Origin of the sequence: Halobacillus sp. A5 (genome assembly GCF_024189315.1) — a bacterium.
Taxonomy (GTDB): Bacteria; Bacillota; Bacilli; order Bacillales; family Halobacillaceae; genus Halobacillus_A.
The window spans coordinates 1,134,859-1,152,455 of the sequence record NZ_JAIZEO010000001.1 but is presented as its reverse complement, the minus strand read 5'-3'; the positions used below and the strand labels follow the sequence as shown (position 1 = coordinate 1,152,455).

Here is a 17,597-nt window from a genome sequence, read left to right as displayed (position 1 = left end):
TCTAGAGATTGTGAGGGTTTAACAATGAATATTCCATTACAGGAACCAGTAATTATCTTTGGTTTAGCTGTATTGATCTTTCTGTTTTTCCCAATTTTAATGGGGAAATTAAGAATTCCTGCTATCATTGGGCCGATTGTAGCCGGTATAATTGTAGGACCAAATGGATTAGACTGGCTGGCGAGAGATTCAACCATTGAGCTTCTCGGCACAGTTGGTTTGCTGTTTATTATATTTATTGCAGGATTGGAATTGGATATAGATGGGTTTAAAAAGTATAAAAACCGGAGTATTGTTTTTGGTTTTTTATCTTTTAGTATACCTTTAGCTCTTGGTACAGCAGTCGGTATATATTTAGAATTCAGCATCCCCGCTGCTATTCTGCTCGGCTCAATCGTGGGTTCACACACGCTGTTAGGCTACCCGATCGTCAGCAGGCTCGGCGTCGCTAAGAATAAAGCAGTCACTACCGCGATTGGCGGCACGTTATTAACGGATACGTTAGCTATGCTTGTACTTGCTGTGATCACAGGAGCATCTCAAGGTGAACTATCTATGGGGTTCTGGGCACAGTTGATCGTAGCGACGGCTTTGTTTGCCAGTGGAATCTTTATTGTGACTCCGTATATTTCCAGGTGGTTTTTCCGGAACTCCAGCAACGATGGAGCGACAGAATTTAATTTTGTTATGGCGATCTTATTCGTAGCCGGAAGTGTTGCTTTATTTGCAGGGCTTGAGCCTATTATTGGCGCTTTCCTTGCAGGGCTGGCCTTGAATCGCTACATTTATGATCATGGACCATTGATGAATCGCATACGGTTTACGGCAAATGCGTTATTTATCCCGTTTTTCCTATTATCAGTCGGAATGTTAATGGATTTAAGTGTGTTATTTTCAAGTCCAGAGGCCCTGCTCGTAACGGGGTTAATTCTTTTCTCTGTTGTATTTGGCAAAGCGGCAGCCGGATTTATTACGGCTAAAGTTTACAATTACTCGGTGAACGAACGAAAGATTATTTTTGGTCTTTCAATTTCACAGGCAGCAGCTACCCTTGCATCTACACTAGTCGGGTATGAAATCGGACTGCTTAATCAGCAGACAGTGAACGCTGTCATCGTAATGATTTTATTAACCTGTATTCTGGGACCATATTTCTCGGAGAAATATGCAAGGAAGCTCTCCACTTCTCAGGAGCAGGAACCGCAGATGGAAAGCATGCCTGAGCGCATACTCATACCCCTGGCAAATCCAGGTACGATGGAGTCGCTTATGGATCTTGGTTTTATTATAAAGAAAGCTAAAGGTACAGAAGAGCCACTCTACCCATTGAGTGTCGTACAAAAAGATCTAAAAAAAGCAAGTACAGAGGTGGCGCAGGCGGAACGGATGCTTGGTCACTCAGTGATCTACGCTTCAGGTGCCGACGTTCCTGTTAAACTGTTAACACGAGTCGATCGTAACATTGGCCGAGGTATCGAACGTGCGGTGGCTGAAGAGCGTATTACAACAATTATTGCCGGCTGGAACGGACAGCGCGTAGGCAGTCAGAAGATTTTTGGGGGCATTATTGATAATTTTATTGAGCACACGTATCAGCGTTCTTTAATTACAAGGGTTCGTCATCCTTTAAATACAACGGAGCGGATCATATTAATTGTTCCTAATAACGTTGCTTTTAAGCCGGGATTTGAAGATTCGATCTCGATCATAAAAGATATTGCCATGCAGCTGAATGCTTCTTTAAAGGGTTATGTTGTAAGAGATAATCTTGAGACCTATGAAGTCGTTTCTAAGAGAATCCGTCCGGGCGTGACGATAGACTTTTACTCCTCTGAAAGCTGGGATTCCCTTTATGGAGAGGATCTCACAGGTATAAAGTCCACGGACCTTATTATTTTAGTTAGTGCCCGCCGCGGGACCGTGGCCTGGCACCCAGAACTTGAGGTGCTTCCAAAAAAGCTTGCTGATATGAACAAGGGAAGCTTAATCGTTTTCTATCCTACGGAAATGAAGGAAGCCGATTTAAGAGGGACGAGAGGAACGGAGGTACCTAAAGAGCTGTTATTTAGAAGCGATTATCATGATTGATTTTACCTGAAGAGCACCTGTCTGGTGCTCTTCTTTTGTTAGAGGCAAGGCGCATCAGAAACGTTCTGTGTCATAATATGATAAAATTTAAGTACACGCTTCGATCTAATTTTTCCTCGTTGAACGAATGTGTTCAATATTTCACTTCTATTCCCATTCATAAGGAGACTCAAGATTATATGTTATTTGAATCATTTGGTACGGATTCTTTTCTGCTTATTACAGCCTTATTATTTTTCAGCGGGATTCTGGTAGCCCGCTTTTCCAGCCGCTGGGGCATTCCTTCCCTTGTCCTCTTTATTCTTGTAGGCATGCTGGTTGGAAGTGACGGATTAGGTCTTATTTATTTCGACAATGCGAGAGTGGCCCAGATTATCGGCGTCTTTGCCCTGGTTATCATTCTTTTTGAAGGGGGCCTGCATACGAAGTGGACCACGGTTCGATCCGTGGCAGGTGCTTCGTTATCCCTTGCTACGCTTGGAGTCTTATTGACATCAACGATTGTTGGATTCGCAGCCTACTTCATTTTAGATATTACTTTGCTTGAAGGTCTTCTTTTTGGGGCAATAGTAGGCTCAACTGACGCTGCAGCAGTATTTGCCGCGTTAAAAGAGCGTAATATCAAAGCGAAGATGGGGGCGACACTAGAAGCTGAATCGGGAACGAACGATCCGATGGCCGTTTTTTTAACGTTATCGTTAATTGAGCTTATTGTCATAGAAGACAGCAGCATTTTCATGATGATTCCAACCTTTTTCCTTCAAATGGGTCTTGGTTTATTATTAGGATTTGGATTCGGTAAATTAGCCTCATTCTCAATCAATCGAATTAAGCTTGACTCGAGCGCACTTTACCCTATTTTCTCAGTGGCCTTCGCATTGATTACCTACAGCGGTACTGCAATTGTCGGGGGAAGCGGCTTCTTGGCTGTATATGTAGCTGCATTAGTTATTGGCAACTCCGAGCTGACCTATCGTTATTCTATTTTTCAATTTAATGAAGGCTTTGCCTGGATGGCCCAAATCCTTATGTTCATCATTTTAGGATTACTTGTATTCCCCGGGCAGCTGTTTACTGTAAATATAATTATTAATGGACTTCTGCTATCTGCTATACTTATGCTCGCCGCACGACCCGCAGCTGTATTCTTGTCCACGATTAAAATGAATTATTCGATAAAGGAAAAGACATTTATTTCATGGGCAGGACTGCGGGGAGCTGTACCTATTGTTCTGGCAACCTTTCCGATTGTAGACGGACTTAACAACAGCCAGACACTCTTTAATATTGTTTTTTTCGTCGTATTAACCTCTACTTTAGTACAGGGTTCAACCATATCTTACGCTGCAAAGAAATTGAATCTCGTCGGTCCTAAAAAGGACATTCCACACCATTCCATTGAATTGATTTCAATGGGGAAAGCGTCCGCTGAAATGATCCAGTATCAAACGAATGCAGAGTCCGCGATTGTAGGTCAAAAATTATCTGAAGTTTCATTTCCGAATCGGGCTAATATTAGTGCCATTATCAGGAATAATCAAGTGATTACACCTTATGGGGAAACGAAAATTGAGGAAGGTGATTTTCTTTATATTTTGGTTGAATCGAAGCACAAAGAAGAACTTCGAAAAGTACTGGAAGAAAAATCAAAGCAGCAAGAAAAAAGTTCATAAACTGCTGCTGCCTTCCCATGAATAATTTTTCTCTCTTTCTTCAAACTAAAAATGAGAAAGGGAGGATGAATATGTCGAAAAAAGATAAAAAAGTGGATAACCAGTTTAAAGAAAACAAAAATCATGGTGAACATCGTAATGGAAGACTGAGCCAATTTAAGAACCACAACAGTCAGAGTGGAGAAAAACCGAACGAATACGTCACCAAAAGAGAAGAATAAATCCGGAGCATGCTTTCTGCTCTGGATTTTTTTAGATTTAAATTAATAAAATAAGTATATTTTTCCATGTCGGCGCCTATACTGTCTAAATAAACACTGATGGTAAAGGAGAGAGGATCTTTGGACCGGGAATGGCTGCATCAACAGGTTTTGAGTGTGAAAGGTCAGATTTGTTCGGGTGAGTTAAAGTTTAAGTGCCGCGATGATTATTTTATTCAGCAGCTGGATAAAGTTAAAGAATGCGAGGATGGATTAGTGGATACTAACACGGTTTCTCCTACATTAATGACGTTGATTCACGCTGTAAATAAGTCTTAAGACATCCTGAAAAAAGGGTGTCTTTTTAATTTTTTCAGAAAAATTTTCATGTACAGGCAGGAAAATGTATAATTTTGTCGAAATAGTCCGATATAATAGGTGTAGGTTCGGGGAGTGGTAGGTCGAAGGAGGGAAGTCGATTGACAGAGGCTTTACAACTTGATTTTCACTCGTACATTTTTGCCATAACAGATCGTTACATTTGTGAGAATTGCCGCACTCATTCAATGGGACCAAGGCATATCTCGTTTCTAGATAAAGATCTTGCAGATGTACTGATTCAGTGCGGAAAATGCGGCGCGACTGAATATATAAAAATAGTAAAGTAGGTCGCAGTGATAGACAGGAGAGGCATTGGAGGTGTCGAATTGTTTGGAGAGGTAGATTATGGTTCTATGAACTATGTCATATTCCATCTATTCTCTTTAGGCATTTGTATGGTTGTGGCTGGTATGATAAGTATGGCGGTTCTTAGGGAGTTGAGGCTTCCTGCTTCGCTGACGGGATCGATTGCATCTATGCTTTCGATTGTGGTTGCTTATGTCTATTACCAGACATTCTTTTAACAGCCATGAGGGCTGAATGAATTTTGAGAACGAAAGGAAAGAGTGGCCATCGAACCGATTAAAGAGTTATACTTTGGCAAAAAGAAATTGAAGATTAGTGGAAGATTCAGTGTAAGAATTGACGATACAATTGTCATTGAACCATATAAAGCCCCAGAGGCAAAGATTAACCAGTACATAGGGGAAAACAAAAGAGCAGACAAAGTGGCTGTAAAATCCTATTACGGGGTTCCGCCGCGTGAGTTGAACGGTCCTTATTTTATGAAAAGGATGCATGGACTCCTCGTACTCGGAAAAGAATGATATTGCCCAAGTGACGAGCTTGAAGACCTCTTTAACATGATAAAATCATTAGGTCTTTCCCAAGTCGAAACTGCAGGAATCCCTCCTTATTTTGGTGAATGTTTATATATACCAAAATAAAGGAGGAATTTTTATGAAGTGGAAAGGATTAGCTGTATTATCATTCGCAGTTACTCTCTCATTGATGCCAAATGCCGGCGAAGCTTCAGCAGACAAAAAAGATGATCTGCCAAAGGTGGAGTCGAAGGCTGAACAGAGCAAGGGGGACTATGTAAAAGGTGAAGTGGTGGTTAAGTTTAAAGAAGGTAAAGGGAAATCTGCTCAACAGTCTGCAGTTAAGGGCGCATCAGCGGAAGAAATCGAGGATAAAGATGCTGTAGATTCAGAATTTAAAGTCTTAAAGGTAGGCAATGTGGAAAAAGCAGTAGAAGCTTTAAATAAGAATCCAAACGTAGAATATGCTGAGCCTAACTATGAGTTTGAAAGCACGTGGTCTCCAAATGATACTTATTATAACAGTGCACAATACGGGCCGCAGAACACAAATACGGAAGCGGCCTGGGACATAACAAGAGGAAGCAGCAGCCAGCAGATCGCTATAGTGGATTCCGGTGTTGATTACAACCATCCTGATTTAGACGGAAAGACTGTCCTTGGCTACGATTTTATAGATTATGATTATAACCCAATGGATGAAAATGGACACGGCACCCACGTGGCGGGAACGGCAGCAGCTGAAACCAATAATGCTCAAGGTGTTGCGGGCATGGCCCCGAATACTGAAATATTAGCTGTACGTGCTTTAGATGCAAACGGAAGCGGTTCTCTGGCGGCTATAGCTGATGCCATTCGCTATTCAGCTGATGAAGGAGCCGAAGTCATTAATTTATCGTTAGGCTGTGACTGCGATACTCAAACCCTGGAAAACGCTGTGAATTATGCCTGGAATCAGGGGTCCGTTGTAATCGCCGCAGCTGGAAATGATGGTGTATCGACTACTTTTGAGCCTGCATCGTACAGCAATGTGCTCGCCGTAGGGGCAGTGGATCAATATGATAATAAAGCATCCTTTTCCAATTATGGCACATGGGTTGATGTAACCGCACCAGGTGTAGATATTGCATCTACGGTTCCTAATGGTGGATATGCTTACATGTCTGGGACATCTATGGCATCTCCGCACGTTGCCGGCCTGGCCGGATTATTGGCATCTCAAGGACGCAGCAATTCCGACATCCGAGCGGCTATTGAGAATACCGCTGATCCAATTTCCGGGACAGGATATTACTTTAATGATGGACGAATTAATTCATATGCAGCATTAAACTATTAATCTATTGAGAAAAAGCTGACTCTTTAAAGGTGGGGGCCTTTAGAGTCAGCTTTTTTGTGTTGTCTACCAGGGCGCTTGCGCTTTTGTTCTTTGAAAGAAACTATTCTTCCCCGCCCTCCGTCTTTTTCTGCAGCCGCAGCTTCTCCACTTCAAGCTTCTTTTGCTCGAGTTCCATTTCTTTTATTTTAAGTTCATTAGATTTTTTCTTGTCGTAGCTTTGGTAAATAAAGGACAGAGCAATAATTATCGTGATGTAAAAAAATAAATCCATTTAGTATTCACCTCCATGATGACGTCAAAAACCAACTCAGCGTATCCTATGCTGCGATTCATCCGAAAAGAATAAATATTATATTAATATATTTATAATAAGTGATAGAATGTAAAAAGAATGTGGAGCGATGTGAAGCGATGAGTCGAAATGCGGATTAAATATATAGTGTTTGCTCGCTGTATCTCTTGTTATCAAACTTTATCATCGAATAATTAAATTTTCTTGAAATAGTAGTTTATCCAGATGCACAGTGGGAAGAAGATGCGTACGTGGGGAAGCTTAGTAGAGATGAACAGCCTGGAAAACGACTTCATTTCGTAGAATACATTTATCATTTTTTTAAGGAGTGTTTTATAATGAAAGATCTTTATCCATCCAGAAAAAAAAATAAGCCGGAGATTTTAGAGAGACAGGATCCAGTTATTCATACGGATCGCTCTAAGGACCACGAAGCCCCGATTTCCAAAGATAAGCTTAATTTTTATGAGAAGAATGGTTTTCTGCAGATTGAGAATTTCTTTTCTGAACAAGAGGTTTCTCAAATGCAGAAAGGGATCTTTGAACTTCAGGACGACAGCCGGGATACTTTTTCTGATAAAGTGGTTCGAGAACCACAGAGTGATGAAATTCGTTCCATTTTCCATGTTCATGAAGATGACAACTACTTCAAAGATGTAGCAAACGATCAACGTATTTTAGACATAGTAAATCATTTATTGGGAAGTGATGTCTATATTCATCAATCCCGCATTAATTATAAGCCGGGATTTACAGGTAAAGAGTTCGACTGGCATTCCGATTTTGAAACATGGCACGTAGAAGACGGTATGCCCCGGATGAGAGCTGTCAGTCTGTCCATTGCCCTATCAGATAACTATACCTTTAACGGGCCTTTGATGCTTATACCAGGGTCCCAAAACTATTACGTGAGTTGCATAGGTGAAACGCCAGACGATAATTACAAAGAATCGCTTCAAAAGCAAAAGCTAGGTGTACCTGATCATGATAGTCTGCGCTGGCTCGCTGAGAAGGGAGAGGGGATTTCAGTTCCAACAGGAAAAGCTGGTTCGATTACCTTATTTGAAAGCAATACGATGCACGGATCCAACGGCAACATTACCCCATACAGCCGAAACAACCTGTTCATGGTTTACAATAGTGTGGAAAACCAGCTCGTTAAACCTTTCTCAGGAGGAAAAGAGCGACCGGAATTCATTGCTGTAAGAGAAGGTGCTAAATCCTTTAGTCACAGCTGATTTCTATAAAAAGCTTCCCCGCAACAGTTAAAAGCTCGAGGTATTTAGAACCTCGAGCTCAGGCTGTCGAGACTTTCTCGACAGCCTGATTTTTTTGATTTCTTTTATTTTTCACCGCGTTCATTTGTTAGCCTATAGATAAGAATCTGTTTAGGAGGTGATCTTTTGTTTCAGTCCAGAAAAGAACGACAAAATGAAATGGAAATCGTAACGATTGAAGAGCTTGTCCCGGAAAATCACTTACTCCGTAAGATTGACCAATACATAGATTTCTCCTTTATCCCCGAAAAAGTTCGAGAGCAGGCGTTACTGACGGCTGCCTGCCAGAACATGAAAAAGATTGCCCTTCACCTAACCAAGGTGAGTTAGGTGAAGGAGAGTCTTTTTTGGTGAAGGGCGGTCAAATACCAGGAGACTCCTGCGGAAAAACGGGCGATTCGAGACCCCGCAGTGGGGTTTTCACGAGGAGGCTCGGGCGTTCGTCCGCGGAAAGCGAATGGTATTTGTCCGCACGGGCGCACAAAAAAAAGCTTGTAGTAAAACACAGGGTTTCTCTACAAGCTGAGCTTGAGGTATTTAGTACCTCGAGCTTTTTCTTTTACTAACTTCAGATGAAACTGAAATCGGGGTGAATCCGTAATATAAGCAAGAAATAAGGATTGGGGTCGTTAGATTATGGCGTATGGATTACAGGACGGATTTTGGGTGGAATTTATCCCACTTATTGGCGCATTAGGATTTATATTGATTGGAATTCCTGCCGTACTTCGTTATATATGGGGAGCTGATAAGAGGAATTGGAATTTAAATGTTTACATAAACGACTTCCATAGAAAAGGAGATTGGTGCTTAAAGACAATTTTCCTGCTAATATTTTTAGCATCAACCTTCATTTTTTACCCTAATACGTACATACCTTTTATAATTTCGATGGTTTTTGCATTCGCTCAGCTTGTATTTCAAACCTATGTAGAGTGGAAATTTGCGGAAAATCGCAGAAATTATAAAGTCTCATTTGTGGAGCTCATACTGCTGTTTGTTATATTTGTGTGGGTTATGCTTTGGATAGATAAGCAGTAGTTATTACACACTTAAGGGCTGTTGGCAGAAGATTCCTTCACTAGAATAAATCAGGGGGAGACCGTTATGAATATACCCAGGCACATTGTTTCAGCTGCGGTAGTAATCGTAAATGAAAACAACGACATTTTGTTAATTAAAGGACCGAAAAGAGGCTGGGAAATGCCCGGAGGTCAAGTGGAAGAAGAGGAGCCGCTGCAAGAAGCTGCTGTTAGGGAGGTAAAAGAAGAGTGCGGGCTCATCATTGAAATCACCAGTTACTGTGGGATTTTTCAAAATGTAACTCGCTGCATATGTAACCATCTATTTACAGCCAGGGCGGTTGGTGGAGAGGTAATAACAACTCCCGAAGCCTTAGAAGTCGGTTACTTTTCTATAGAAGAAGTAAGAGAGAGGGTAACGTGGGGAAATTTTTTGGAACGCATAGAATATTGTTTAGATCAAAACAGCCAGCCGTTCTGCGTCAGTTTTAAATAAGAATGTTAACGATTCGCCGTCCTCACATAAAAGCTTGGCTCCACACTTTCGAGATAAAAGAGAACTGGTTTTTCAACAAACTGAAAAACGCTCAAAGCTGTATGCTTTGAGCGCTTTTTCATTAAAATGGGTTCGTGGCCCATTGAAGTGAAGTTTTTATAAAAATGCGTTGATCGAGTTTAAGCTGTGAAACCATATATTCTGCCAGGTCGTCGGGCTGCATGAATTTTTCTTTATCCTGCTCATCCAGCTTATCTCCAAAGGCAAGCTCTGTAGCTACTAAACTCGGATTCATTGTAAATACACGGATATTATTGCGGCGTACTTCCTGCATCAAGGCTTCGGTCATGCCCTGAACCGCAAACTTCGATCCACTGTAAGCGGTCGATCCGGCGGTACCTTTTAACCCGTTACTGGAGGAAATGTTGATGATATCGCCTTGGTTCTTTTCAATTAGATCGGGAAGCACGGCGCGGGTGACGTGGTACGTACCAAACACATTTACTTCGAAGGTCCGCTTCCACTCTTCAGGGTCGATTTCAAGAAAATTACCTTTTGACCCAATCGCTGCATTGTTTAGTAGGATATCAGCAGGACCCAGATTGTTCTTTAAGTGAGCAACGGCCTCGTTCACTTCATTTATTTGGGAAATGTCAGCAGCGGCATAGCTTGCCTTGACTCCCATCTTTTCCGCTTCTTCTGCAACTTCCTTAAGGCGGCTTTCCGTACGTGCAATCAGACCAACATGAATACCTTCACGTGCAAATTCCAGAGCTGCTGCTTTTCCAATGCCCCGGCCGGCTCCTGTGATGTAAGCAACCTTTCCTTGAATATCCTGCGCCATTTTATCCATCCTTTCTTTTCATTCGTCTAAGCCAATTGTATGGTTAACTTCTTAATTAAGCAAAACATCCGATTCCCGTTAAAATACTTAGGAACCTAAACAAATTCCTTTCGGTGGTCGAAATAATATGGTATGATTTATTGATGTGAAATAGATCTTGAGAAAGAAGGATTAACATGGGTGAACAGCTTAACTCAACAAATGAAACTGAACAAATTAATAGAGGGCCCTTAATGCTCGTCCTCATTTCTGGTGCGTTTGCTGCCATTTTAAATCAGACGCTGCTGGCTACTGCTCTGCCTCATATTATGAGGGACCTAAGCTTAGAAGCAAGCACAGCCCAGTGGCTTACTTCAATATTTATGCTTGTCAATGGAATTATGATCCCAATCACGGCATTTTTAATTGAACGATTTACTACACGTGCGCTTTTCCTTACAGCGATGGGTTTATTTGCAGCAGGAACCGTAATTTGTGCAATTGCGCCAAGCTTTTCTGTGCTGATGGCAGGGAGGGTCATTCAAGCTTCAGGTGCAGGGATTATTATGCCTCTTATGCAGACAATACTAATGATGGTTTATCCTATAGAAAAAAGAGGAGCGGCGATGGGAATGTTCGGGCTTGTTATTTCTTTTGCACCCGCTATCGGCCCTACTCTATCAGGCTGGCTTGTAGAGCAGTTTCCATGGCGCAGTTTATTTTATGTCATTCTGCCCGTTGTCATTATAGACTTTATCGTAGCTTACTTTATTCTTAAAAATGTCACAAAACAAACCTTCCCTAAGGTAGATGTGTTATCTATTATTCTATCTTCCCTCGGATTCGGTGGATTATTATATGGATTCAGTACCGCCGGCAATATGGGCTGGGGGGATGAACAGGTCGTAGTATCTATGGTGGTTGGCGCAATAGCTCTGACTTGGTTTATCCTTAGACAATTTAAACTCAAGCAGCCAATTCTTGAATTTAGAGTTTTTAAAATTAAAATCTTTACGCTGACTACCGTACTGGGAATGGTTATGTTTATAGCTTTAATTGGGGGAGCGACCGTCCTTCCGCTGCTGATGCAGAATATGCTTGGGTTTACAGCGTTTGAATCAGGTTTGATGCTGCTCCCAGGGGCACTCGTGATGGGCTTTATGAACCCGATTACCGGACGGCTGTTTGATAAGTTTGGGGCCCGCTGGCTTGCTATCAGCGGACTCATTATTGTTACGATCACTACGTTCATGTTTACAAACCTTAGTTCAGAAACAACGTTTACGTATTTGGCTGTCGTAAATGCGGCGAGAATGTTCGGAGTAGCAATGGTTATGATGCCTGTCACTACGGCTGGATTGAATCAGCTGCCTACTCACTTAATACCGCACGGCACTGCAATGAATAATACAATGCGTCAGGTATCTGGAGCAGTAGGGACGGCATTGCTCGTTACAGTTATGGCCAATGGAGCGGTTCCTGATGAAGGGGTGGAAGGGATGGTCCATGGCGTCAATGTTTCCTTTATTGTCGCAGGAATTTCAGCTCTAATTGGACTGGTCTTATCCTTTTTTATAAAAAAGAACCCCGCGCAGCCTAATAATATTCAAGTTCACCGGCCGGCAGCGGGCACTAAATAGAGTTAAGTGAAGCTAAAGCACTCGAGAACGTCTCGACCGCTTTAGCTTCACCCTGTGATGGAAGAGCTTGTGCCAGAATAAATCCTGCTCCCGCTCGAAGCAGATTTAATAAAATTGATAGTTTAAGAATAGGAGCTGGTGACAGCACCCAGAAGAAAACTGACTTACTTCAAAGTCAGTTTTTTTTACAAAAATACCCTAATCTTATGTTTGTCTTGTGCTAAACTAAATGTAATCAGCTACTGAAGGATTTATTTTAATGACGCAAAAAGCGGAATTGCTTAAAGCATTTAACGAGGCATTTATTAAAGGAGATATTGATTTTGTATTCGAAAGTGTAACGGATAATATTGCCTGGGAAATGGTTGGAGCAGACGTGATCGAAGGGAAAGAAAATTTTGCTGAAGCTCTAAAGCAAATGAAGAATGACTTTTAGGCAGATGTTTCATTTCATCATGTGACAACTCATGGGATAACGGCTGCCGTGGACGGCACGATTCATATGAAAACAACCGATGGTCAAAAAATATTATACAGCTTCTGTGATATTTATAAGTTTAATAAGTTCAAAGATGGAAAAATTAAAGCTTTAAAGTCATATGTTGTAGAAATTCCTTGAAACCTTCCAGCCTTTAGAAGCGTTTAGATAGTAAGTGACCTCAATAATCATTGAAAGGGGATTTATGTGAATTATAGGATGATTTTTTATCTGGTGTTGAGTACTGCATTTGTGTACTCAGCTGTTTCAACTTACCAGGCGGGTGGAAAACTATGGATAATATGGGCATTTAATTCGGTAATTTTCATCATTGGAATAATAGTAGAAGTCGTCAAGGAAAAACATAAGGAAAGTGAGTCTTAAATTTAGATTTAAGAGGAAAATCTGTATAAAAAAGAAGAGAATTTTCAGGTTAAATATTCGGTTGTAAAAGAAGAAGCAAGAGTGAAAGCTGATTTAATATTTGAGAACTATATATTTGAATGATTCGCACAGCAAAAGGCTGGCCAAACGCTTATTTACATATGTTGATAGAAAACCGACTGCTTGAAGAAAACAAAGTAATCTGAAAAACGAAGGATTTTCTACAGAGGCAGCCTTCTGTTACGTATTAAATCTGAAGGGATGCTCCTGCAAGTCATTCTTAGAATAAGGGTTTCGAAAATCATTTGATTAGTAAAGATGGAAGGAGGGACCTTATGAAATTCACTACACAGCTTCCTGTATTTAATGAGCAGCTGCACGCTAAGCTGGTCAATGAAGGCTGGACCCCGTTTAAGGAACCCAAAAAGTTAACGACAGCGATTTTATTTTCTTTTCCGTTTATGATTTTAAATACTCTGATCGCGTTCGCTGTATTGTATACAGCATCCCTAATCAGCCCGGGTCAGTTTCCTGCGGAGACCTTTAGCATTACGATTAATTTAATGGGGCTGGTTTATCTCTTTCTGCTGCTTATTGTACATGAACTCATCCATTTAATAGTAGTACCGAATTTCTTGAAATCCCGTGAAACATTTATTGGAGTGCACTGGCTTGCAGGGTTCGTTTATACGACTCAGGTGATACGGAAGGGAAGGTTTCTGTTCATATCACTCGCCCCTTTCTTTCTATTATCAATCGCGGCACCTTTTGTTTTGGGGATATTTGGTCTATTAACACCTGCTGTGGCCATACTGGTGATGATCAATGCGGCTGCTTCTTCTGTAGACTCGCTAACCTCAACTATTATCCTTTTTCAGGCGCCGGGCCGAACGAAGATTGCCAGTAATGGGATGATGTCTTATTGGAAAAAAGATGAAAGCTCTAAGGGTGAAGCTGCTGTAAGGTAATGATGCGAGTAATTTTACCAAGGAGGAGGATATGTATTAAACCTGGTATGATTCTTGGTGTCATTGTAGGAATAGGAGTGCTTTTTTTAACCGTACAGGCTGCGGTTCAAGCGTTTCATAAAAAGAAAGGAGCAGGATACGCAGCTGCTTTTCTCATACCATTTACAATTGGCGTAGTGTTTCAAAGCCAGCTGGTGATGTGGGTGAGCCCGCTTACTGTAATTATTCTTGCAATGTACCAGGTTTCTATTAGAAATGAGTCCAGTTACCATCGTTAAGAGGAGTGAAAGCACATGTGGTTTTTCCCGGTTATAGTAATCGCAGGTTTTATAGGGATTTATCTATGGGCGAAGGATGATATCAATGGATCTTCGATTACTAAGCGCGGTTTTATAAAAATGCTGATCGGCTTTGTCGGTATATTATTAGTTTCACTTATAACAGTGGCTGTCACAAATTAGGGGGGGCAATGATCAGCATTCACAGGAGGGTTAGAAGGATGGTGTTTATACATTTCCTTGTTTTATTGCTTTTAACGGGCTGTACTTTTAATCAACTTGATCAACCTCCTGAGGGAAGCGTCCAGGTAAACAGTCGGGAAATTGACCTTATGATAGGTGCTTATCAGTGGGAGACAGGATCATTCTTCTCCAAAGAAACAGTTACTGTTGATGCAGCCAGTCCTATTCAAGCTGCAGCTAATCGTGAAGCAGAAAACGTCCATTCACCTGCCAATGCCGAGGTTTCCTTTGCTCATCGTCCAGAAGAATTGCAAGTTTACCTCTGGGAGAGTGAGACTAAAATGCAGCTTGTTTCCGAGGGAAATCAATGGGAACTGCCAGCCGAAGCAGGGGAATATGTGTATGAAGTTCGTGGTAAGTGGCTTGATGGGGAAGCGTCCTATACTGTGTCTTTAAAAATTGAACCCTCTGACGAATGACCGTAGAGGGTTCAATAAATTTATTAGTAGGATAATCCGTGACCATATTCGTATAATTCTGGGATGGTTACTGGCAGTTCACCGGAGGGGTTAACTTCTCCGGTCAGTACTTTGGCTAACGCTTCTACTGATATTTCTTCGAATCCGTAGGTCAGAACGTTCGCTTCAATATCAGGGAAAGCCATAATATCATATGGATTTCTCATAGAAGTAACGATGACTTCCTTGCCTGTGCTCTGCAGGTCTTCAACAAGCTGCTGCTGGGCTTCATTTGTATTAGCTGTATAGGCAGTAACGATCACTTTGTCTGCTCCTTCAGCCTGATCCACGGCATTTTCAATCTCACTGGAAGTGGGGCTTGTCCCTGTTGACATGGAACGGGATCCAATCCCTTCATTGTTCAGGAGATCTGCTAGTAAATCCGGATTTGCTATAGAAGGACCGGTGACAAACATTTCGTCGTCAGCTTCCAAAGGTAATACGTCTTCATTTTTTACAAGCGTAATGCTGTCTTCTGTCATTTGATCCGCTAAGGCCAGGTTTTCCTCCAGTCCGATATTTTGAAGGGACTCCTCTGAAACACTTGGATCATCAAACAGACCTCGTTTAAACTTCATTTCTAGTATACGGAATACTGATTCATCCACTCTTTTCTCAGAGATTTCTCCTTCTTCAACCGCTTCAAGCATAGCGTCGTAGGCTAGAGGTACATTTGGCGGATTGAGCAGAATATCTGCGCCTGCTTTAAAGGCTTCAACGGGTACCTCCTCCGGCGGGACGACATTCGCTCCTGACATTCCTAAGCTGTCCGTAATGATCACTCCCTCAAAGCCCATTTCCTCCCTTAGTAAATCTGTTAGAATAGGCTTGGATAAAGTAGCAGGAAGTCCCGAATCATCAAGAGCCGGTACGACAATATGGGCGGGCATTATGGAGTCTATTCCTGCATCGATAGCGGCTTTAAAAGGTTTTAAATCCACTTCATGCAGTGTTTCTAAATCATGGTTAATTATGGGCAGCCCGTAATGAGAGTCAACGTTTGTATCCCCGTGTCCAGGGAAGTGTTTGGCTGTGGCTGATACATTTTCACTTTGGAAGCCAGTTACTTGCGCAGAGCCTAATTCCGCCACCAAATCTGGATTTTCTGAATAGGAACGCACGCCGATGACGGGATTCTCTGGATTAACGTTTACATCTAAATCGGGTGCTAAATCCATGTTTATGCCAAGGATTTTTTGTTCCATCCCCATAATTTCAGCGGATTGCTGGGCATACTCTGCTGAACGTGTGGCGCCTATGGCCATGTTACCCGGGAATACGGTCGCAGGCTCCGTCACCCGGGCTACAACACCGCCTTCCTGATCGGTAGCGATCATTAAAGGAATAGGCATTCTTTGATCCATGGCGATGTCCTGCAGACCGTTAGACAGCGATTGAACTTGCTCAAAATCAATCGGGGTTCCAATGTTATCTGTCCAATTAAAGTAAATCACTCCACCTATGTGATATTTTTCAATGGCTTCTTCAAAATTTTTCACCCCGCGGTTTTGGTTGATATTCGTTTCCTCATAATTCGGGTCAGCAGGGGTTTGTCCATAAACATGGATCATAAATAATTGGCCGATTTTCTCTTCAAGAGTCATGTGCTGGATTTTGCTTTGAATCCATCCTTTTTTTGGTTCTTTGCCTTCCCATCCGGGTTTGCTGCTATCATTCCATGAGGCTTGAGTGACATGGGGTAGTACAAGGAAAAGAATCATGAAGCACATCCATGAACGTAACAAATGCTTTTTCATCTTTAGTCACTTCCTTTTAAGATTTGTCCATTATTTCCGCGCTCTACGGATAAATCTGCAATTACAGGTAAGTGGTCTGAGGCTTCAGATTGGATAAGGTGAGCATCCAGTACTTCAATATCATCAGAAGCATAAATGTGATCAATTCGATTATTAGGACTAAGGGAAGGATAAGTGTAACCGGGAGTTGTGTTCACAGTGTTCCAGACATCTGTAAATTTTTCTAAAAGAGGACGGAGTTCATTCGCTTCAGGCGAAGCATTCATGTCTCCCATCAACACTTTAGAGCCTGGCTGTTCTTCAAATATTTGCAGCATATCATCTACTTGCATTTCACGGATATGTGGATCCCCGCGGTAATCCAGGTGAGTGGAATAAAAGGGAATGAGTGATCCTTGAACGTTAATAATGGCTTCTGCAAATCCTGGGGTAAGTTTATGTTCTAGTGAGGCATCCTGGGTGGAAAGTCTGGTGATTTCTTGATTGGTTTCTTTTAGAATGGGGTACTTACTCATGATGGCGACGCCGAATTGCTGTCTCGGACCATTTTCTTCCAGAGGGGGATTATCATAAATCGGAGCAAAGGTGTAGTTCATATCTAGTTGGTCAGCTAATCGGTCCACCACGTTTTCAAATTGGCTGCGTGCGCCCCAGTGAACATCAACTTCCTGTAAAGCGACGACCTCAGCCTGACTTTCTTTAATGATGTCGGCGATGTGGTCAGAATCGTATTGACCGTCAGCTCCCATCCCTGCCTGAATGTTGTAAGTCATAACACGAACATCTACAGATTTACCACCTTCAGCAGCAACAGGTAAAGCAGTTGAAACGAATACGAAAACCACTGCGATCATAAAAAACCAGCGGATTTTCAAATCATCCTCTCCCTTCAAATTTTATTATTGATTTTCTCTAATTAAGCATAATGCAGAAGATATATAGTTGTCTATACAACAAATTACCTTAATAATCCATATTA

Annotated in this window: 22 protein-coding genes; 18 read left to right on the top strand and 4 right to left on the bottom strand. The window is 41.8% G+C overall.

The window, feature by feature from the left end:
• Nucleotides 1-24 precede the first annotated feature (24 nt).
• From LF822_RS06055 to LF822_RS06020, 8 genes are all read left to right on the top strand, one after another.
• The gene (locus LF822_RS06055; RefSeq protein ID WP_253923029.1) at nt 25-2,088 is read left to right on the top strand and encodes a cation:proton antiporter; all 2,064 of its coding nucleotides are present in this window, start codon (nt 25-27) and stop codon (nt 2,086-2,088) included.
• A 179-nt stretch (nt 2,089-2,267) separates the two neighbouring features.
• Complete coding sequence (locus tag LF822_RS06050) at nt 2,268-3,761, top strand: potassium/proton antiporter (RefSeq protein ID WP_253923028.1); 1,494 nt, start codon at nt 2,268-2,270, stop codon at nt 3,759-3,761.
• Nucleotides 3,762-3,832: 71 nt separating this feature from the next.
• Complete coding sequence (locus LF822_RS06045; protein WP_253923027.1) at nt 3,833-3,982, top strand: hypothetical protein; 150 nt, start codon at nt 3,833-3,835, stop codon at nt 3,980-3,982.
• A gap of 120 nt (nt 3,983-4,102) precedes the next feature.
• Nucleotides 4,103-4,300, top strand: a complete 198-nt coding sequence (locus LF822_RS06040) for a hypothetical protein (protein ID WP_253923026.1) — start codon at nt 4,103-4,105, stop codon at nt 4,298-4,300.
• A 140-nt stretch (nt 4,301-4,440) separates the two neighbouring features.
• Nucleotides 4,441-4,629: a hypothetical protein gene (locus LF822_RS06035; protein WP_253923025.1), complete on the top strand. Its 189-nt coding sequence runs from the start codon at nt 4,441-4,443 to the stop codon at nt 4,627-4,629.
• 39 nt (nt 4,630-4,668) lie between these two features.
• Nucleotides 4,669-4,866, top strand: coding sequence for a hypothetical protein (locus LF822_RS06030; RefSeq protein ID WP_253923024.1), 198 nt, complete (start codon nt 4,669-4,671; stop codon nt 4,864-4,866).
• Nucleotides 4,867-4,908: 42 nt separating this feature from the next.
• A complete protein-coding gene (locus tag LF822_RS06025; RefSeq protein ID WP_253923023.1) occupies nt 4,909-5,169 on the top strand; it encodes a hypothetical protein in 261 nt (86 codons plus the stop codon).
• 133 nt (nt 5,170-5,302) lie between these two features.
• Complete coding sequence (locus LF822_RS06020) at nt 5,303-6,502, top strand: S8 family peptidase (RefSeq protein WP_253923022.1); 1,200 nt, start codon at nt 5,303-5,305, stop codon at nt 6,500-6,502.
• Nucleotides 6,503-6,602: 100 nt separating this feature from the next.
• On the opposite strand, the gene LF822_RS06015 is transcribed toward LF822_RS06020, so the two are convergent.
• On the bottom strand, nt 6,603-6,773 hold the full coding sequence (locus LF822_RS06015; RefSeq protein ID WP_253923021.1) for a hypothetical protein: 171 nt from the start codon (nt 6,771-6,773) through the stop codon (nt 6,603-6,605).
• A gap of 359 nt (nt 6,774-7,132) precedes the next feature.
• Here LF822_RS06015 and thpD point away from each other — a divergent pair, with 359 nt between their 5' ends.
• From thpD to LF822_RS05995, 4 genes are all read left to right on the top strand, one after another.
• Complete coding sequence (gene thpD, locus LF822_RS06010; RefSeq protein WP_253923020.1) at nt 7,133-8,032, top strand: ectoine hydroxylase; 900 nt, start codon at nt 7,133-7,135, stop codon at nt 8,030-8,032.
• 165 nt (nt 8,033-8,197) lie between these two features.
• Nucleotides 8,198-8,401, top strand: a complete 204-nt coding sequence (locus tag LF822_RS06005; RefSeq protein ID WP_253923501.1) for a hypothetical protein — start codon at nt 8,198-8,200, stop codon at nt 8,399-8,401.
• 306 nt (nt 8,402-8,707) lie between these two features.
• Nucleotides 8,708-9,112: a DUF4181 domain-containing protein gene (locus LF822_RS06000; protein WP_253923019.1), complete on the top strand. Its 405-nt coding sequence runs from the start codon at nt 8,708-8,710 to the stop codon at nt 9,110-9,112.
• Between the two features lie 66 nt (nt 9,113-9,178).
• Nucleotides 9,179-9,589, top strand: coding sequence for an NUDIX hydrolase (locus LF822_RS05995; RefSeq protein ID WP_253923018.1), 411 nt, complete (start codon nt 9,179-9,181; stop codon nt 9,587-9,589).
• Nucleotides 9,590-9,710: 121 nt separating this feature from the next.
• On the opposite strand, the gene LF822_RS05990 is transcribed toward LF822_RS05995, so the two are convergent.
• A complete protein-coding gene (locus tag LF822_RS05990) occupies nt 9,711-10,433 on the bottom strand; it encodes a 3-ketoacyl-ACP reductase (RefSeq protein ID WP_253923017.1) in 723 nt (240 codons plus the stop codon).
• Between the two features lie 176 nt (nt 10,434-10,609).
• On the opposite strand from LF822_RS05990, the gene LF822_RS05985 reads away from it, so the two are divergent.
• The 6 genes from LF822_RS05985 (at nt 10,610) to LF822_RS05960 (ending at nt 14,822) form a co-directional block, all read left to right on the top strand.
• Entirely contained in the window at nt 10,610-12,052 is a 1,443-nt protein-coding gene (locus LF822_RS05985; protein ID WP_253923016.1) for an MDR family MFS transporter, read from the top strand.
• A gap of 259 nt (nt 12,053-12,311) precedes the next feature.
• A complete protein-coding gene (locus LF822_RS05980; RefSeq protein ID WP_253923015.1) occupies nt 12,312-12,488 on the top strand; it encodes a nuclear transport factor 2 family protein in 177 nt (58 codons plus the stop codon).
• A 761-nt stretch (nt 12,489-13,249) separates the two neighbouring features.
• On the top strand, nt 13,250-13,882 hold the full coding sequence (locus LF822_RS05975; protein ID WP_253923014.1) for a DUF3267 domain-containing protein: 633 nt from the start codon (nt 13,250-13,252) through the stop codon (nt 13,880-13,882).
• Nucleotides 13,882-14,160, top strand: coding sequence for a hypothetical protein (locus tag LF822_RS05970; RefSeq protein WP_253923013.1), 279 nt, complete (start codon nt 13,882-13,884; stop codon nt 14,158-14,160). The genes LF822_RS05975 and LF822_RS05970 overlap by 1 nt, the downstream gene beginning before the upstream one ends.
• A 15-nt stretch (nt 14,161-14,175) precedes the next feature.
• Nucleotides 14,176-14,343: a DUF3976 domain-containing protein gene (locus tag LF822_RS05965; protein WP_253923012.1), complete on the top strand. Its 168-nt coding sequence runs from the start codon at nt 14,176-14,178 to the stop codon at nt 14,341-14,343.
• 38 nt (nt 14,344-14,381) lie between these two features.
• Complete coding sequence (locus LF822_RS05960) at nt 14,382-14,822, top strand: hypothetical protein (RefSeq protein ID WP_253923011.1); 441 nt, start codon at nt 14,382-14,384, stop codon at nt 14,820-14,822.
• 23 nt (nt 14,823-14,845) lie between these two features.
• Here the strand turns inward: LF822_RS05960 and LF822_RS05955 are convergent, their stop codons facing one another.
• Both LF822_RS05955 and LF822_RS05950 read right to left on the bottom strand, forming a co-directional pair.
• Entirely contained in the window at nt 14,846-16,618 is a 1,773-nt protein-coding gene (locus LF822_RS05955) for a glycoside hydrolase family 3 protein (protein ID WP_253923010.1), read from the bottom strand.
• 2 nt (nt 16,619-16,620) lie between these two features.
• Nucleotides 16,621-17,493 carry an endonuclease/exonuclease/phosphatase family protein gene (locus LF822_RS05950; RefSeq protein ID WP_253923009.1) on the bottom strand — a complete coding sequence of 291 codons (873 nt, stop codon included), beginning with the start codon at nt 17,491-17,493 and terminating at the stop codon, nt 16,621-16,623.
• Nucleotides 17,494-17,597 lie beyond the last annotated feature (104 nt).

Excerpts from the sequence above, each read along its gene's own strand:
- LF822_RS06055 (WP_253923029.1), top strand. The coding sequence starts at position 25 with ATGAATATTCCATTACAGGAACCAGTAATTATCTTTGGTTTAGCTGTA.
- LF822_RS06050 (WP_253923028.1), top strand. The coding sequence starts at position 2,268 with ATGTTATTTGAATCATTTGGTACGGATTCTTTTCTGCTTATTACAGCC.
- LF822_RS06045 (WP_253923027.1), top strand. The coding sequence starts at position 3,833 with ATGTCGAAAAAAGATAAAAAAGTGGATAACCAGTTTAAAGAAAACAAA.
- LF822_RS06020 (WP_253923022.1), top strand. The coding sequence starts at position 5,303 with ATGAAGTGGAAAGGATTAGCTGTATTATCATTCGCAGTTACTCTCTCA.
- LF822_RS06015 (WP_253923021.1), bottom strand. The coding sequence starts at position 6,773 with ATGGATTTATTTTTTTACATCACGATAATTATTGCTCTGTCCTTTATT.
- thpD (WP_253923020.1), top strand. The coding sequence starts at position 7,133 with ATGAAAGATCTTTATCCATCCAGAAAAAAAAATAAGCCGGAGATTTTA.
- LF822_RS06000 (WP_253923019.1), top strand. The coding sequence starts at position 8,708 with ATGGCGTATGGATTACAGGACGGATTTTGGGTGGAATTTATCCCACTT.
- LF822_RS05995 (WP_253923018.1), top strand. The coding sequence starts at position 9,179 with ATGAATATACCCAGGCACATTGTTTCAGCTGCGGTAGTAATCGTAAAT.
- LF822_RS05990 (WP_253923017.1), bottom strand. The coding sequence starts at position 10,433 with ATGGCGCAGGATATTCAAGGAAAGGTTGCTTACATCACAGGAGCCGGC.
- LF822_RS05985 (WP_253923016.1), top strand. The coding sequence starts at position 10,610 with ATGGGTGAACAGCTTAACTCAACAAATGAAACTGAACAAATTAATAGA.
- LF822_RS05980 (WP_253923015.1), top strand. The coding sequence starts at position 12,312 with ATGACGCAAAAAGCGGAATTGCTTAAAGCATTTAACGAGGCATTTATT.
- LF822_RS05975 (WP_253923014.1), top strand. The coding sequence starts at position 13,250 with ATGAAATTCACTACACAGCTTCCTGTATTTAATGAGCAGCTGCACGCT.
- LF822_RS05970 (WP_253923013.1), top strand. The coding sequence starts at position 13,882 with ATGATGCGAGTAATTTTACCAAGGAGGAGGATATGTATTAAACCTGGT.
- LF822_RS05965 (WP_253923012.1), top strand. The coding sequence starts at position 14,176 with ATGTGGTTTTTCCCGGTTATAGTAATCGCAGGTTTTATAGGGATTTAT.
- LF822_RS05960 (WP_253923011.1), top strand. The coding sequence starts at position 14,382 with ATGGTGTTTATACATTTCCTTGTTTTATTGCTTTTAACGGGCTGTACT.
- LF822_RS05955 (WP_253923010.1), bottom strand. The coding sequence starts at position 16,618 with ATGAAAAAGCATTTGTTACGTTCATGGATGTGCTTCATGATTCTTTTC.